This window comes from Gilliamella sp. LMG 34360 (assembly GCF_984568995.1).
The window spans coordinates 188,652-204,895 of sequence record NZ_OZ474900.1 but is presented as its reverse complement, the minus strand read 5'-3'; the positions used below and the strand labels follow the sequence as shown (position 1 = coordinate 204,895).

At 35.3% G+C, this 16,244-nt stretch carries 13 protein-coding genes; 5 read left to right on the top strand and 8 right to left on the bottom strand.

Going from position 1 to position 16,244, the window contains the following annotated elements; all coding sequences use genetic code 11:
* Positions 1 to 11: 11 nt before the first annotated feature.
* The 3 genes from kduD to AC5LW9_RS01000 are packed head-to-tail and all read right to left on the bottom strand — an operon-like array spanning position 12 to position 2,774.
* Entirely contained in the window at positions 12 to 773 is a 762-nt protein-coding gene (gene kduD / locus AC5LW9_RS01010) for a 2-dehydro-3-deoxy-D-gluconate 5-dehydrogenase KduD (protein ID WP_493456152.1), read from the bottom strand.
* Positions 774 to 802: 29 nt separating this feature from the next.
* Positions 803 to 1,807, bottom strand: a complete 1,005-nt coding sequence (locus tag AC5LW9_RS01005; protein ID WP_334320488.1) for a zinc-dependent alcohol dehydrogenase — start codon at positions 1,805 to 1,807, stop codon at positions 803 to 805.
* 22 nt (positions 1,808 to 1,829) lie between these two features.
* Positions 1,830 to 2,774: a C-terminal binding protein gene (locus AC5LW9_RS01000; RefSeq protein WP_198227702.1), complete on the bottom strand. Its 945-nt coding sequence runs from the start codon at positions 2,772 to 2,774 to the stop codon at positions 1,830 to 1,832.
* Positions 2,775 to 3,240: 466 nt separating this feature from the next.
* On the opposite strand from AC5LW9_RS01000, the gene kdgT reads away from it, so the two are divergent.
* The 3 genes from kdgT to AC5LW9_RS00985 all read left to right on the top strand — a co-directional run bounded on the left by kdgT (position 3,241) and on the right by AC5LW9_RS00985 (position 5,291).
* Entirely contained in the window at positions 3,241 to 4,215 is a 975-nt protein-coding gene (gene kdgT / locus AC5LW9_RS00995) for a 2-keto-3-deoxygluconate transporter (RefSeq protein ID WP_493456151.1), read from the top strand.
* Between the two features lie 66 nt (positions 4,216 to 4,281).
* Positions 4,282 to 4,719 carry a nuclear transport factor 2 family protein gene (locus tag AC5LW9_RS00990; protein WP_198227698.1) on the top strand — a complete coding sequence of 146 codons (438 nt, stop codon included), beginning with the start codon at positions 4,282 to 4,284 and terminating at the stop codon, positions 4,717 to 4,719.
* A gap of 317 nt (positions 4,720 to 5,036) precedes the next feature.
* Complete coding sequence (locus tag AC5LW9_RS00985) at positions 5,037 to 5,291, top strand: YfhL family 4Fe-4S dicluster ferredoxin (RefSeq protein ID WP_065603157.1); 255 nt, start codon at positions 5,037 to 5,039, stop codon at positions 5,289 to 5,291.
* 1 nt (position 5,292) lies between these two features.
* Here AC5LW9_RS00985 and ispH read toward each other — a convergent pair whose 3' ends face one another.
* From ispH to folE, 5 genes are all read right to left on the bottom strand, one after another.
* Positions 5,293 to 6,240 (bottom strand): 4-hydroxy-3-methylbut-2-enyl diphosphate reductase, encoded by a 948-nt coding sequence (ispH, locus tag AC5LW9_RS00980; RefSeq protein WP_198227694.1) that lies wholly within the window; start codon positions 6,238 to 6,240, stop codon positions 5,293 to 5,295.
* Position 6,241: 1 nt separating this feature from the next.
* On the bottom strand, positions 6,242 to 6,715 hold the full coding sequence (lspA, locus tag AC5LW9_RS00975; RefSeq protein ID WP_198227692.1) for a signal peptidase II: 474 nt from the start codon (positions 6,713 to 6,715) through the stop codon (positions 6,242 to 6,244).
* 107 nt (positions 6,716 to 6,822) lie between these two features.
* A complete protein-coding gene (gene ileS / locus AC5LW9_RS00970) occupies positions 6,823 to 9,630 on the bottom strand; it encodes an isoleucine--tRNA ligase (RefSeq protein WP_493456150.1) in 2,808 nt (935 codons plus the stop codon).
* A 37-nt stretch (positions 9,631 to 9,667) separates the two neighbouring features.
* Positions 9,668 to 10,606, bottom strand: a complete 939-nt coding sequence (gene ribF / locus AC5LW9_RS00965; RefSeq protein ID WP_065738185.1) for a bifunctional riboflavin kinase/FAD synthetase — start codon at positions 10,604 to 10,606, stop codon at positions 9,668 to 9,670.
* A 299-nt stretch (positions 10,607 to 10,905) separates the two neighbouring features.
* Positions 10,906 to 11,565 carry a GTP cyclohydrolase I FolE gene (gene folE, locus AC5LW9_RS00960; protein ID WP_086326009.1) on the bottom strand — a complete coding sequence of 220 codons (660 nt, stop codon included), beginning with the start codon at positions 11,563 to 11,565 and terminating at the stop codon, positions 10,906 to 10,908.
* A gap of 201 nt (positions 11,566 to 11,766) precedes the next feature.
* On the opposite strand from folE, the gene polA reads away from it, so the two are divergent.
* Positions 11,767 to 14,541: a DNA polymerase I gene (gene polA, locus AC5LW9_RS00955; protein ID WP_493456149.1), complete on the top strand. Its 2,775-nt coding sequence runs from the start codon at positions 11,767 to 11,769 to the stop codon at positions 14,539 to 14,541.
* A 258-nt stretch (positions 14,542 to 14,799) separates the two neighbouring features.
* Entirely contained in the window at positions 14,800 to 16,230 is a 1,431-nt protein-coding gene (gene gltX / locus AC5LW9_RS00950; RefSeq protein ID WP_493456148.1) for a glutamate--tRNA ligase, read from the top strand.
* The last annotated feature ends 14 nt before the right edge of the window (positions 16,231 to 16,244 follow it).

Here is a 16,244-nt window from a genome sequence, read left to right as displayed (position 1 = left end):
TTTATATTGAATTATCTGCCTAACCAGCCGCCATCTACCGCAATGGTAAATCCATTAATATAATCGGATGCTGAGGAAGATAAAAATACAGCTGCACCCTCTAAGTCTTCAGGGTTACCCCAACGCCCGGCAGGGATCCGTTCTAGGATCTGGCGATTACGAATTTCATCATTCATTAAAGCAGTATTCATTTCTGTTGCGATATAACCAGGGGCGATACAGTTGATTGTGATACCTTTTGATGCCCATTCATTGGATAAAGATTTTGAAAACCCTGCCACTGCTGATTTTGCTGCTGTATAAGCGGGAATGGTATATCCACCTTGAAAAGCAAGTAATGAAGCAATATTAACAATTTTCCCGTATCCTCTTTCAAGCATATGTTTACCTACTTGTTGGCACATAAAAAATACAGCATTCATATTAATATTAATAACCAGATCCCAATCATGCTTAGGAAAATCCACAGAGGGATAACGTCGTTGTATACCAGCGTTATTAATTAAAATATCAATGTGCTGGTATTTTTGGATAATACTGGAAATAAGATCGGCATACTGCTCAAAATGAGATAGATCAAAAGTGATGGTTTCACAAGTTACATTATATTTTTTTATTTCTTGTTCGGTTTGCTCATCTCGTGTGACATCAATAATGATGATGTTAGCTCCTGCATTGGCTAAACTGATTGCTAAAGACTTACCGATTCCCCGTGATGCACCTGTAACAATTGCATTTTTACCTGTTAAATCAAATGGATTTTTATTTTTCATAATGATATACCTTAATTTTTATATTTTTATTAATCTGCAAATTTAAACAATGTTTTAATCACATTCTCACCCGTTAATGCATTAGCAAACCCTTGTTTTGCCTCTTCTGGAGTTAATATGGTGAGTAATTTCTTGTATGGAAAATCTTGTTGTATAAATTTGATTGCAGTTTCAAAATCTCTGGCTTCATATACTCGAGTACCAATAATCGTGAGTTCTTTAAATTCAATGTCGAGTAATTTAAATTCTGTTGGTTTTTTATATGATCCTACAATTTCGATTGTTCCTTGAACTTTAACTAAATCAGTTAATTGCAAAGCAACGGATGGATGTGCGGCACAATCATAAACAATATCAGCGCCTATATGATTGGTTAATTTTAAAACAGCAGTTAAAACATCTTCCTGTTTAGGATTAATGACGATAAAACCAAGTTCTTTGGCTAAATTAATACGGAAATCATTGGTTTCGATAACAATAACTTGTTTTGCGCCAGCAAGCTTTAGTACACTGGCAACACATAATCCAATGGTACCGGCACCAAAAACGACCACTGAATCACCAACCTTAAATGGCGTTCTTGATACAGCATGAATACCTACCGCTAATGGTTCAACAAAGGCACCTAAATCCATTGGAAAATCATCAGGTAGTATATGTATTTTGCTTTTATCTACTTTTACATATTCAGCCATACCACCTGCAGTATCAATACCATACAGTTTAAGCGTTTTACAAACATGGCTATTACCAGATTGACACGCTGAACATTGACCGCAGGAAATAAGCGGACGAACACATACTTTCGTTCCTGTTGGTAATTGTTCATCACCATTGACGACATACCCTGAAAATTCATGACCTAATACTAAAGGCGCTTTTGCTCTTGGATGTACACCAAGATAAATATTGAGATCAGAACCACAAATTCCAGCATGACTTACTTTAATTAGTACTTCGTTTTCATTAACTGATGGCTTGGATGTTTGTTCACAAACTACATTATTCGGTCCTTTATAAATTATTGCTTTCATTATTTATTTCCTTGATTTACTTTTAATTGTTTAGGCAATATAAAGGTTTTTCACCTTTAGCTAATCGGATAGCTTCTTGTGCAGCTTTACGTTTTAAATCTTTTTGGGATTGTTCGGAATACCAAGCTGCATGCGGGGTTGCAATAAAATTATCCAACTCGAATAACTTTCTATCTGTAGGGGGTTCATGCATAAATACATCAAGCGCTGCACCTGCAATTGTCTTATTTAATAAGGCATGATAAAGCGCCTCTTCATTTACAATGCCTCCTCTTGCGGTATTAACTAAATAGCAATTTTTTTTCATTACTGAAAATTGCTCATAACTAATTAAATTTTGTGTTTGTTTAATTAGCGGCAGATTAAGTGAAATAATGTCTGACTCAGTTAATAATTTTTCAAAGTTAACGCACTCGATAAAATCGGGAAGATCTTCTTGCTTCGCTAGGGGATCAAAACCAATGACTTTAAGTCCAATGCCATGTAGTTTTTTAGCTAATGAAAGGCCAATTCTACCTAATCCGATAATACCCGCTGTTTGTTCTTGTAAACGATAGATTGGAATTGCTTTCTCATAAGCCCAAATCCCCTTTTTTGTATCATTAACAAATAATGGCAATTTTCTTGTTAGCGCCATGATGAGTGATAAGGCATGATCTGCCACTTCATTGGTACCATAATCAGGCACATTGCAAACTGCGACATTATTTTTTGTTGCAGATTCAATATCAATAGTATTGACACCAACGCCGTAGCGTACAACACCCTTTAAATTTTTTAGATTACTTAAAACATCATCCGATATGGTTGCATATTGTAAAACTAAAGCATCAGCATCATGACAATATTTAATAATATCAGCTGGTTGCGTAATGTTTAGTATGGCAAAATCGACACCATTTTTTGTAAAAGTTTGTTTTTCTATTTCCATGGATTCATGGTCACAATCTGTAATATAAATCTTCATCTATTCTCCTTAATTAAATCGGAATAACATTCCTAAATAATATTAATTAAGAATTTAAAAGAATAATATTCCATTTTATTGTTATTGTGATCGTAATCACATAAAACTTTAATATTAAAAAATATCAATATACAGATAAATTAAATTATTTTAATTAGTTATATGTTATTTCCGTCGTTCTTTACTGTAAGTTTTTTTATCCTCTTTGCTATATAAAAATTATTTAGTTGCTTTTTGTTTATTTATTTTTATTAAAAAAAGAAATTAAAATAATATTAATTTTCAATTAATTATTTTTTATTTGGTGATGTCTATCACAAAACTATTAAGCAAATTTGATTTTATTTTATTATTTTATATATTCAAAAAAGGAATGTTATTCCGAATATTTTAATTATGCTTTGTGTTAATTGGATAATCTAAATTAATTAATTTAAATCATGTTGTTATTTTTAAGGGATAGATAATGAAAATAAAAAAATTTATTGATCAAATACCTGGAGGACTAATGTTAATCCCTCTTTTTTTGGGGGCATTATGTAATACATTTTTTCCAGGAGGAGGTAAATATTTAGGCTCTTTTTCAAATGGTTTGATTTCTGGCACGATACCTATTTTGGCTGTTTGGTTTTTTTGTATAGGTGCATCTATAGAATTAAAAGCAACAGGCATGATGTTAAGAAAATCAGGTGTATTAGTTGTAACTAAAATTGCTACAGCTTGGGTTGTTGCGCTAATTGCTGGCACTTTTTGGAGTAAAGGTTACATGGTCGAAGGAGGCATATTTGCTGGATTTTCTATTATTGCACTCGTTGCTTCAATGGATATGACTAATGGAGGATTATATGCCGCCTTAATGAACCAATATGGCTCAAAAGAAGAGGCCGGTGCGTTTGTTTTAATGTCTTTAGAATCTGGACCACTTATGACAATGGTTATTCTTGGTGCTTCTGGTGTAGCTTCGTTTGAACCAAGACTATTTATCGGCGCAGTATTACCATTTTTAATTGGTTTTATGTTAGGAAATTTAGATTCTGATCTGCGTAAACTATTCGGTAGTGCCGTACAAACATTAATTCCATTCTTTGCGTTTGCACTTGGTAACAGCATAAAACTACAAGTCATTTTTGAAACAGGATTAGCGGGTATTTTACTGGGTTTACTGGTGATCGTAATTACTGGTATTCCACTTATTTTGGCTGACAAATTCTTAGGTAAAGGTAACGGTACGGCAGGTGTTGCAGCATCAAGCTCGGCAGGCGCAGCAGTTGCAACGCCTTTATTAATCGCTGAAATGGTACCCGAATTCGCGCCTGTTGCCTCAGCAGCTACAGCAATGGTTGCAACCAGTGTGATTGTCACATCAATTATTGTGCCAATTATTACATCAATCTGGGCAAAAAAATTCAGCCCTAACTTTGTTAAAAATGATACAATCTAAGTTGATTTTTAAAACAAAAATTCGAATAAAACAATTGAATTAATTTATTAACAAAGGAGAAATAAAATGAATAAACTATTAAGTCTAGTATTACTAATGGTGCTATCTATTGGCAGCTGTTATGCAGCAACATCAAATAATCAATCTACTGTAGAACAAGCGGTAGAAACCATGCGTTTAGCGATGCTTAATGCCGATAAAACTCAATTAGAAAATGTGGCTTTACCTTCATTAACTTATGGTCATTCAAACGCGGTTATTGAAGATAAGGCTGAGTTTGTGGATGCTATTGTCAGTGGTCGTTGGGGATTTATTACACTTGAATTTCAAGATCAATCCATTATTACCGAAGGTGATACAGCAATTGTTCGTCATGTATTTTCTTCTGATATGAATAATAGCGGCAAAAAAATTAAAGTTAAACTTGGTGTGATGCTAGTGTTTAAAAAAATTGGCGAGGATTGGAAATTATTAGCCCGTCAATCCTATCAACTTCCGCAATAATTATTCAAAATATTAAAATGTTTTGATTTCGATAAGAAATAATAGAAGCGTTGTTGATCAGTATTTAGGGGGTCAATAGCGCTTAAAATTATCAATTATTTAATTAAACAAATAGTTATATTCCATTTATAACATTATTCTCACTAATTTGGTTAAGTTTTTATACTCAAACATATACTCAAACATATAGTTAACCTGAAACTTTTTGACAAAAATTGACCTTGTTAATCAGTGATAATGTGATCTTTATTCGGAATTATTGGTGATTGCGCTATAATGACGCCAATTTTTTTCAGTTAATAAAGATAGTAAAGAGCATGGCGTTAAAAATAACCAACAAATGTATTAATTGTGATATGTGCGAGCCTGAATGCCCTAATGAGGCAATCTCAATGGGCTTTGATACCTATGAAATTGATCCCAATAAATGTACAGAATGTGTTGGCTATTATGATCACTCCACATGCCAGCGTGTTTGCCCAATTCAAAATGCTATTATTGCAGATCCCGAGCATGTTGAAACACAAGAAGAACTATTAGCCAAATTTGAACGACTTAAGCACTCATCTTAAATCAAAAAGCTTTAACTTCTATTCGTAGTTCTTTAGGAATTTCAAAAGTAATATTTTCTAAAATACCATCGGTTTCAATAAGTGATGTGCAACCTAAACCTTTTAAATGCTCGATAACTTGCTGCACTAAAATATCTGGTGCTGATGCACCCGCGGTTACTCCAATTGTCCGTGCGTTGACTAACCACTCTTGTTGAATATCCGACGCATAATCGATTAAATAAGCATTTTTGCTGCTTCGTCGTGCGAGCTCTGCTAAACGATTTGAATTCGATGAGTTTTTAGATCCAACAACTAAAACAATATCTGCACGAGATGACAATTGTTTAACCGCTTGTTGGCGATTGGTTGTGGCGTAGCAAATATCATTTTTACGAGGGCTACGAATATTTGGAAAGCGTTGTTTTAACGCGGCAATAATTTCGGCTGTATCATCAACAGATAAGGTTGTCTGAGTGGTAAAACAGAGATGATTTTCATCTTTAATTTTTAACTTATTTACATCTTCAATCGATTCGATTAAATAGATACCACCTTGGGGATTATTATATTGGCCCATAGTACCATCGACCTCAATATGACCAGCATGACCGATTAAAATGACCTCTTCACCTCGATAACTTGATCGAGCTACTTCCATATGCACTTTGGTTACTAATGGACAAGTTGCATCAAAGATGCGCAATTTACGTTGTTTGGCTTCTTCTCGAACCGCTTTAGATACGCCATGCGCTGAGAAAATAAGAATGGTATTATCAGGTACTTCATTAATATCTTCAATGAATATTGCACCTAACTGCTTAAGACGATTAACTACATAACGATTATGCACCACTTCATGGCGGACATAAACAGGAGCACCAAAAAGTTCAATGGCTCGCTCAACGATGGTAATTGCGCGATCAACACCAGCACAAAATCCACGAGGATTAGCTAAAATTATTTGCATATTACTCAGCAGTCTGTTTAGGTTTTTTATAGTTACAAAAAATAAATAATCCAATGCCTATACAGATAGCGCAATCTGCAATATTAAAAGTTGGATAGTGCCAACTACCAAAATTAACATCTAAAAAATCAACCACAAAACCATGGTAAAGGCGATCGAATAAATTACCTAATGCTCCACCTAAAATTAGTGATAATGAGAAATTTTCTAATTTTTTTTGGCGTGAATTACGATAGAGCATATGCATAATGACAACGCTGATAATCAAGGCAATAGCAACTAGCATTTCACGTTGTCCCTCGAAAAAACTAAACGCTGCGCCGATATTACGTACATAAGTAATAGAGAAGAACGGTAAAAGATTTACTGATTCAAACAGAGAAAATTTATCAATAATAAAAAACTTACTTGCGATATCAATTACAAAAATCACAATTGTAACGAGTAACCAGTAAAGTCCATTATCTTTTTTCATATAGTATGCTCATTATTATATTTCCGCCGACAGGTGTCGGCGGTAAAAATATTGAATTGCTATAGATTTTATTCTATAGCGGTTTTTTTATGTCAAATTATGAATGACTAGGCGAAATGTCTAACTTCACCCTTACCATTAATATTTTCTTCACAGCGTTTACATAAATGCGTGGTTGGATCGTTATCGATAGTATAGTGCCAGCAACGAGGACATTTATCGCCTTGTGCTTTAGCTAGTTCAATTTTTAATCCATCAATATCACTTTGTACTGCATCTGCTGGTGCCGCTTGTAATGGCTTAACACTCGCTTGTGAGGTGAGTAATACAAAGCGTAATTCGTTTTCTAGTTTAGCTAAAGTTGCCATGATATCTTCATTAGCATAAAGGGTTACCGCAGCTTCAAGAGCCCCACCTATCACTTTATCATTACGACCTTGCTCAAGCACTTTATTTACTTCACTACGAATCGCTAAAATTTGTGCCCAATATTCACTATTTAATGTTTCACTTTCTGATAATGTAAATAGTTTTGTATACCACTCATCTTCAAAAACAAATTCCTGTTTTTCTGCTGCTGGTATATATTGCCAAATTTCATCTGCAGTGAAAGATAAAATTGGGGCAATCCAACGTACCATCGCTTGTGCAATATGATATAGCGCAGTTTGACAACTATGACGAGCAACACTATCACTTTTAGCCGTATATTGACGATCTTTGATGATATCTAAATAGAAAGAGCCCATTTCGATTGAGCAAAATTGCATAATACGTTGTACCACTTTGTGGAAATCATAGTTTTCATAGGCCTGAATAATTTGCTCTTGGGCTTCTTTAGCCATACTCACTGCCCAACGATCAAGTACAACCATATCTTCAGGTTTTATCATATCTTTGACTGGATCGAAACCATTTAAGTTTGCCAGTAAGAAACGTGCAGTATTACGGATACGACGATAGCTGTCCGCAGCGCGCTTGATGATTTCATCTGAATAGCTCATTTCGCCTGAATAATCGGTAGAGGCGATCCATAAACGTAAAATATCGGCACCTAATTTATTCATAACTTCTTGAGGAGTCACAATGTTACCGAGTGATTTAGACATCTTACGACCTTGTCCATCAACCACAAAACCGTGAGTTAAAACTTGTTTGTAAGGTGCTTTATTATCAATAGCTGTCGATAACATTAATGATGACATAAACCAACCACGATGCTGATCGGATCCCTCTAAATACATATCGGCTTCGTGTCCTGCAAATTCAGGACGAACACCAACCACTGAATAGAAAGTTGATCCTGAATCAAACCATACATCTAATGTGTCGGGTACTTTACGGTAATCATCGGCATCAGGGCCAAGTAGATCTTTAATATCGGCATCCCACCAAGCTTGAATCCCATTTTGTTCAACTAATTTAGCTACTTTTTCAACAAGTTCTAAAGTATCTGGATGTAGCTCTTCTGTCTCTTTATGTACGAATAGCGTCATCGGTACGCCCCATGTACGTTGGCGAGAAATACACCAGTCAGGGCGATTTGCTACCATGGTTTCAATGCGTGCTTGTCCCCAATCTGGGATCCAACGGACTTGTTTAATCTCTTTTAATGATTGAGCACGTAAACCTTGTTTATCCATGCTGATAAACCATTGTGGTGTTGCACGGTAGATAACCGGGGTTTTATGTCGCCAACAGCATGGGTAGCTATGTTCAATATTTTCAAAGTGTAGTAACGCATTGCGTTCTTTTAATAGTTCAACTACTACTTTATTGGCTTTAAAAACAAATAAACCATCTAAACCAGCGCCAGTTCCTGGTAAGTAACAACCATTTCCTCCAACAGGATTAGCGACTTCAAGACCATATTTTTGACCGACAATAAAGTCTTCAGCACCGTGTCCAGGTGCGGTATGTACAGCACCAGTACCCGCATCAACCGTAACATGTTCACCAAGAACAATTGGTTCATCAAAATCAAGGAAAGGATGTTTGAAACGCAATAATTCAAGATCCTTACCATGGCAAGAACCTAAAATTGTCCAATCAGTGATATCGGCACGTTTCATTACTGATTCAACTAATTCTGCTGCCAAAATTAAGCATTCTTTATCATTGATCTGTACTAGTTGATATTCTACTGTTTCATTAAGTGCGATTCCTCGGCTAGCAGGAAGAGTCCAAGGTGTTGTTGTCCAGATAACGGCATTAATCGTTAAATCAGTATTAATACCAAATTTATTCGCTACCGCTTGATTGTCGGTTGCTTTAAATTTTACATCAATTGCAGGTGATGATTTATCGTAATATTCTACTTCAGCTTCCGCTAATGCAGACATACAGTCAGTACACCAATAAACAGGTTTAGCGCCTTTTACTAAATGCCCATTTTTTATTACTTTACCTAATGCACGAATAATATTCGCTTCAGTATCGTAATTCATTGTGCGATAAGGATTTTGCCAGTCACCTAATACGCCCATTCGGATAAAGTCGGCTTTTTGTAGTTCAACTTGTGAAGCGGCATAATCACGACAAATTTGACGAAATTCAGCAGGTGTTACTTTTACGCCTGGTTTCCCGACTTGTTCTTCAACCTTTTGCTCAATGGGTAAACCATGACAATCCCATCCTGGAATATACGGGGAGTCATAACCACTTAACCCTTTTGATTTGATGATAATGTCTTTAATAATTTTATTGACAGCATGACCAATATGAAGTTTACCGTTTGCATAAGGAGGGCCATCATGCAAAATAAAGGCTTTTTTACCTTTTTTTACTTGGCGGATTTTACGATAAAGCTCTTTATCATACCAATTTTGCAACATCGCAGGTTCACGTTTAGCAAGATCACCTCGCATTGGAAACCCAGTTTCCGGTAAATTCAATGTATTTTTATAATCTGTCATGCTGATTTATTCCAGTTAATTTTGTTGATACTACTTTTTAATTGGTTAATTTTGCACTGATCTCTTTCGCAGTGCAAATATCTTGTGTTATTTGTTCTTTTAAGTCTGACAATGAATCAAATTTTTTCTCATCACGTAATTTATAAACAAAGGTAACGTCTAAATATTGTCCATAAATATCACCTGAAAAGTCAAACAGATTCACCTCTAATATTGCTTTTTTGCCTTGAATTGTGGGTCTTATTCCTATGTTGGCAATACCCTGATAATCTTGATTACTACAGCAGTTTTTGACTTTAACCAGATAAACACCTTGTAGCGCTGGTTTTTTGCGATGTAGATGAATATTGGCTGTGGGAAACCCTAACTGTCTAGCTAAAGCATTGCCATGTATTACACGCCCTTCAATAGTATAATCACGCCCTAAAAGGGAATGTGCTAATTTAAAGTCGCTATTTAATAACGCTTCTCGCACCGCAGTGCTACTGATTCTTAAGTTATTCCAAACCAATGTTGGCATACTTTGAACGACAAAGTGATGGTTGTGAGCATAATTTTGTAAAAGATGAATATCGCCTTTGCGCTCATGACCAAATCGAAAATCATCACCAATAGCAATATATTTAGCTTTTAATTTGTTAATTAACCAATCTTGAATAAAAGTATTGGCTGACATATTGGCAAAGGTTTGGGTGAATGGAACCGCAATAATATAGTCGATACCGAGCTTTTCAATTAACATCACTTTTTCTTTAAATGAAGTTAATCTTGCTGGGGCTTGTTGCTTGCAAAAAAACTCTAATGGTTGAGGTTCAAATAACATAACCACTGTGGGTAAATTTAATTTTTTACCTTGTTCTATTAAATGATTAATTAATTGTTGGTGTCCTAAATGCACACCATCAAAATTGCCCAATGTTAGTACACATTGAGTAAATTCATTGTTTAAATTGCCAATACCGCGGATTATCTTCATTAAAGCGTGTTAATTAATTGTTATGTTTTAACTAAAATAGTTGCCAATTATACCAATCTTTCTTGAAGATGCACGCAATAACAACTGTGCTTTTTATGGTTATATATGGAATATTATGCTTATTGAATAAATAAGACTTGATTGTGATATCAAGTCTTAACGCATATTTTGGGTTTGCGTAAATTAATATTGATTATTAGATAAAATTTCACAACAAAATAGCTCATTAGCTTGTTATTTATACTTTTATTACTTTACTGATAAATAACTCATCGTATTGGTATATATCTATAATTTTATTAATAGTGTTTTAATGCCCTTAAAAATTCTTGCCGAGTGCTTGGATTGGTTTTAAATCCTCCACCTAAGGCGGTTGTTGTCGTTAGACTGTTCGAATCTTTAATTCCGCGAGCTTTTACGCAATAGTGTGTGGCATCAATTGAAACGGCAACATTAACCGTTCCTAACAGAGTTTGCAGTGCAACCAAAATTTGTTGGGTTAATCTTTCTTGTACTTGTGGACGTTGTGAAAAAAACTCAACAATCCGATTAATTTTCGATAGGCCGATCACTTTATCTTTTGGGATATAAGAAACCGTAGCTTTACCATCGATAGTGACAAAATGGTGTTCACACACACTCGTTAAAGTAATATCCCGAACGGTTATCATTTCATCAACCTGCATTTTATTTTCAATTAGGGTGATTTTGGGAAAGTTATGATAGTTAAGTCCAGAAAAGATTTCGTCAACATACATCTTTGCAACGCGGTGCGGAGTTTCAGCGAGGCTATCATCACTCAAATCAAGTTCCATAAGCTTCATAATTTCTCGAAAGTGTGCTTCAATTTTAGCTTTCCGTTCACTATTATCCATATCTAAACGACTTGATGGGGTTTCAAGATTTTTAGCGGCGAGAGCTTCTTTGACTTTTTGCGCAGCAAGACTTAATTCTGTCATCTATTACATACTCAGGCGAAAACAAAAGCAGCATTATATAACACTTATTAAACAATATACAGTTGTTTACTGGTTTTTTATACTGAAACGTATAGTTAACCTGAAACTTTTTTACATTATATTATGGTTATGAATAAGAATATTAAGGCTAATTAGGTTATACTATCAGCCATTGACTTGAATAACATTTGGGTAATAGAAATGCCAAATAACACACCAATTATTTTAATTGATGGATCTTCATATCTTTACCGTGCTTTTTTTGCATGCCCTCCATTAACTAATGCCAAAGGTGAGCCAACTGGTGCTATTTTTGGTGTGATTAATATGATTCGCAGTTTGATTAATCAATATAACCCTACCCATATTGCGGTGGTCTTTGATGCGAAAGGGGGCTCATTTCGTAATGAGATCTATAGCGAATATAAAGCTACGCGTGAAGCGATGCCTGAAAATCTTCGTCCCCAAATTGAACCGATTCATACTATTTTGAAAGCGATGGGGTTACCATTACTATGTATTGAAGGTGTTGAGGCTGATGACGTTATTGGTACCTTAGCCAGACAAGCTGAACGTGAAAATCTGGACGTGCTAATTAGTACTGGCGATAAAGATATGGCGCAGTTGGTGAGTGATAAAATCACTCTAATTAATACAATGAATAATGCTGTGCTTGATCCAAAAGGTGTGATGGATAAATTTGGTGTTCCGCCCGAAAAAATTATTGATTATTTAGCGTTAAGAGGTGATTCCTCCGATAATATACCGGGTGTGCCGGGTGTGGGTGAAAAAACGGCACAAAGCTTATTGACTGAATTTACCAGTGTTAAAGATATTTATGCACGCTTAGATGATATTGAAAAATTATCGATCCGTGGTGCAAAATCCTTAAAACAAAAATTAATTGATAATCAAAATGAAGCTGAACTTTCCTATTTGCTTGCTACCATCAAAACTGATGTAAAATTAGATTTTACTAATGAGCAACTGCTCATTACTGATATTGATGTCAATAAATTGGTTGAATTGTTTGCTTATTATGGCTTTCATCGTTGGCAAAAAGAGTTAATTGCGGGTACGTTTCTAAAACAGCAAAAAAATGGCATCGCAGGTGAAAGTTTATCGTTATTGGCAGATCAACAACATTCAGTTACTGCACAAAAGAAAGAGACCGATTATCAGTGTATATTAACGCATGAACAGCTTGATGACTGGGTTATCAAGTTAACCAATAGCAAGCAATTTGCTTTTGATACTGAAACCGATAATGTTGATCATGTACATGCTAAATTAGTGGGTATATCGCTAAGTGTTGAACCTTATCAAGCGGCCTACATTCCACTGGCTCATCAGTATTTAGGGGTACCAGAGCAATTACCTTTAACCGAGGTATTAGCCAAATTAAAACCTGTACTTGAAAATCCAGAGATTAAAAAAATTGCGCAAAATGCTAAATTTGATTACAGCATATTAGCTAATTATGGCATTAAGGTGAGTGGTATTGCCTTTGATACCATGCTTGAATCTTATGTATTAAATAGTACTGAACGTCATGATATGGATAGTATGGCAAATCGTTATCTCAATCATAAAACCATCACTTATGATGAGCTAACTAAAGTAGATAAAAAGAAAGTTACCATTGATGCTATTGAAGTAGAAAAAACGACTCAATATGCGGCTGAAGATGCCGATATTACATTGCAACTGCATGAAAAATTGTGGTCAGAACTTGAAAAAGACCAAAAATTAACAAAACTATTTACAGATATTGAGATGCCACTGGCTATTGTATTAGCTGAAATGGAAAGAACCGGTGTATTAGTTGATGCTAAACAATTAAATGACTATTCCATTGAGTTAGCTAAACAGTTAATTGAAATTGAAGCGCAACTGCAATCACTCGCTGGCGAAAAATTTAATCCAGCCTCACCAAAACAGATTCAAGCGATTTTATTTGATAAGCATAATTTACCTGTTTTAAAAAAGACACCAAAAGGTGATCCATCAACCAGCGAAGAAGTATTAAGTGAACTGGCTAACGAATACGAATTACCGCGAATGATTTTGTTCTATCGTGGATTAGCTAAATTGAAAAATACTTATACCGATAAATTACCATTGATGATTAGTCCAATCGATCAGCGTATTCATACTAACTATAATCAAATCGGTACTATCACGGGTCGATTATCATCCAACGATCCAAATTTACAAAATATTCCGGTACGTAATGAAGAAGGTCGCCGTATTCGACAAGCATTTATTGCGCCGAAAGGTTGTAAAATCATTTCTGCTGACTATTCACAAATTGAGTTACGTATCATGGCGCATTTGTCGCAAGATAAAAGTTTACTTAATGCTTTTGCTCATGATAAAGATATTCACCGAGTAACCGCTGGTGAAATATTAGGTAAAGCTGAATCGGAAGTTACCAATGAAGAACGAAGACGCGCTAAAGCGGTTAATTTTGGTTTAATTTATGGTATGAGTGCTTTTGGGTTATCTAAACAGATTAATATCCCTCGTAAAGAAGCGCAGTTTTACATCGATCGTTATTTTGAACGCTATCCGGGTGTTCAGCAATATATGGAACAAACTCGCCAACTTGCTGCTGAGCAAGGTTATGTTGAAACCTTATCTGGTCGCCGTTTGTATCTACCTAAAATTAGATCAACTAACGGTATTGAAAAGCGTGGAGCAGAACGAGCAGCAATTAATGCACCAATGCAAGGTACCGCGGCCGATATTATCAAAACCGCCATGATAAAAATGAGTGAGTGGATAAAAAATCAATCCACAGATAATATTAAAATGGTGATGCAAGTACACGATGAATTAGTATTTGAAGTAAAAGATGCGTTTGTTGAGCAATATTGTACAGAAATTAAAAAGATTATGGAAAATTGTTATCAGTTATCTGTACCTTTAAAAGTTGATGTCGGTATCGGCAATAACTGGGATGAGGCGCATTAATTATTCAAAATACAAAGGTTAAGTATCAATGTTTTATACTCAAACGTATGCTTAACCTCAAACTTTTTTACAAGTTAGTTATTAATTTTCTAACATTAACATGACTATTGCCGAAACCTTTTAGCGTGTTAGAATAAGCAACTAAAATGAATGTATATCAAAAAGTTATTCTATTAATTGATATTGTCAAAATAAAAAGAGCGCAAATGATAACCTTATAGTATCGGCGCTCATTTCTGTTATTATTAGGATTATTTCATGAAAATTAAAACCCGTTTTGCACCTAGCCCAACAGGCTATTTACATGTAGGTGGTGCACGTACAGCGCTTTACTCTTGGCTCTATACTCGTCATGCAAAAGGTGCGTTTGTATTGCGCATTGAAGATACTGATCTCGAGCGTTCAACACCAGAAGCGATTGAAGCGATTATGGAAGGTATGAATTGGTTAAAATTGTCATGGGATGAAGGCCCTTACTATCAAACTAAACGTTTTGATCGCTACAATCAAGTTATTGATGAAATGTTAGCTAAAGGTACGGCTTATCGTTGTTACTGTTCGAAAGAACGTCTTGAAAAATTACGTGAAGAGCAAATGGCGAAAGGTGAAAAAGCTCGCTATGACGGTCATTGTCGTTGTGATGAAGTACAAAAACAGCACTCACATACTGAACCGCATGTTGTCCGTTTTGCTAATCCAGTAGATGGCGTAGTTGTTTTTAATGATTTGATCCGTGGTCCAATTGAAATTGCTAATAAAGAGCTTGATGATCTAATTATTCGTCGTACTGATGGTTCTCCAACTTATAACTTTTGTGTTGTTGTTGATGACTGGGATATGGAAATCACCCATGTTATTCGTGGTGAAGATCACATCAATAATACGCCTCGCCAAATTAATATTTTAAAAGCATTGGGAGCACCACTGCCTGAATATGGGCACGTATCAATGATTTTAGGTGATGATGGACAAAAATTATCTAAACGTCATGGTGCAGTGAGCGTGATGCAATATCGTGATGATGGTTATTTGCCAGAGGCATTACTGAACTATTTAGTTCGTCTTGGTTGGTCCCATGGTGATCAAGAGATATTTTCAGTGCCAGAAATGGTTGATTTCTTCTCACTAGATGCAGTGAGTAAGTCTGCAAGTGCCTTTAATACTGAAAAATTACTTTGGTTAAATCACCATTATATTAATCATTTAGATGCTGATTATGTTGCTCAGCATTTAGTTTGGCATATGAATCAACAGGGCTATGATTTATCACAAGGGCCAGATCTGATTACAATTATTAAGTTATTTGGTGAACGTTGCAAAACACTAAAAGAGATGGCTCAATCATGTGCTTATTGTTATCAAGATTTTTCTGATTTTGATGCTGATGCTGCAAAAAAACATCTACGCCCAGTTGCCAAAGAGCCACTAGAAAACATCCGAGCAAAAATTGAAGCTATTGCTGATTTTGATTGGGAAATTCATAAAATCCATGAGGTTATTGAAGCAACGGCTGCTGAGCTTGAAATAGGCATGGGTAAAGTAGGTATGCCACTTCGTGTTGCGGTGACAGGTATTGGTCAATCCCCATCTGTTGATGCAACGGTATTTGCTGTTGGTAAAAAACGCACGCTAGCAAGAATCGATAAAGCACTAGCATATATTAACCAGCGAGAGCAAACATCCGCATAATCATCCTATTATTG

Bases quoted from the DNA above. Each gene is read 5' to 3' on its own strand.
- AC5LW9_RS01005 (WP_334320488.1), bottom strand. From the start codon at position 1,807: ATGAAAGCAATAATTTATAAAGGACCGAATAATGTAGTTTGTGAACAA.
- AC5LW9_RS00990 (WP_198227698.1), top strand. From the start codon at position 4,282: ATGAATAAACTATTAAGTCTAGTATTACTAATGGTGCTATCTATTGGC.
- lspA (WP_198227692.1), bottom strand. From the start codon at position 6,715: ATGAAAAAAGATAATGGACTTTACTGGTTACTCGTTACAATTGTGATT.
- kduD (WP_493456152.1), bottom strand. From the start codon at position 773: ATGAAAAATAAAAATCCATTTGATTTAACAGGTAAAAATGCAATTGTT.
- AC5LW9_RS01000 (WP_198227702.1), bottom strand. From the start codon at position 2,774: ATGAAGATTTATATTACAGATTGTGACCATGAATCCATGGAAATAGAA.
- ribF (WP_065738185.1), bottom strand. From the start codon at position 10,606: ATGAAGATAATCCGCGGTATTGGCAATTTAAACAATGAATTTACTCAA.
- ispH (WP_198227694.1), bottom strand. From the start codon at position 6,240: ATGCAAATAATTTTAGCTAATCCTCGTGGATTTTGTGCTGGTGTTGAT.
- polA (WP_493456149.1), top strand. From the start codon at position 11,767: ATGCCAAATAACACACCAATTATTTTAATTGATGGATCTTCATATCTT.
- ileS (WP_493456150.1), bottom strand. From the start codon at position 9,630: ATGACAGATTATAAAAATACATTGAATTTACCGGAAACTGGGTTTCCA.
- gltX (WP_493456148.1), top strand. From the start codon at position 14,800: ATGAAAATTAAAACCCGTTTTGCACCTAGCCCAACAGGCTATTTACAT.
- AC5LW9_RS00985 (WP_065603157.1), top strand. From the start codon at position 5,037: ATGGCGTTAAAAATAACCAACAAATGTATTAATTGTGATATGTGCGAG.
- kdgT (WP_493456151.1), top strand. From the start codon at position 3,241: ATGAAAATAAAAAAATTTATTGATCAAATACCTGGAGGACTAATGTTA.
- folE (WP_086326009.1), bottom strand. From the start codon at position 11,565: ATGACAGAATTAAGTCTTGCTGCGCAAAAAGTCAAAGAAGCTCTCGCC.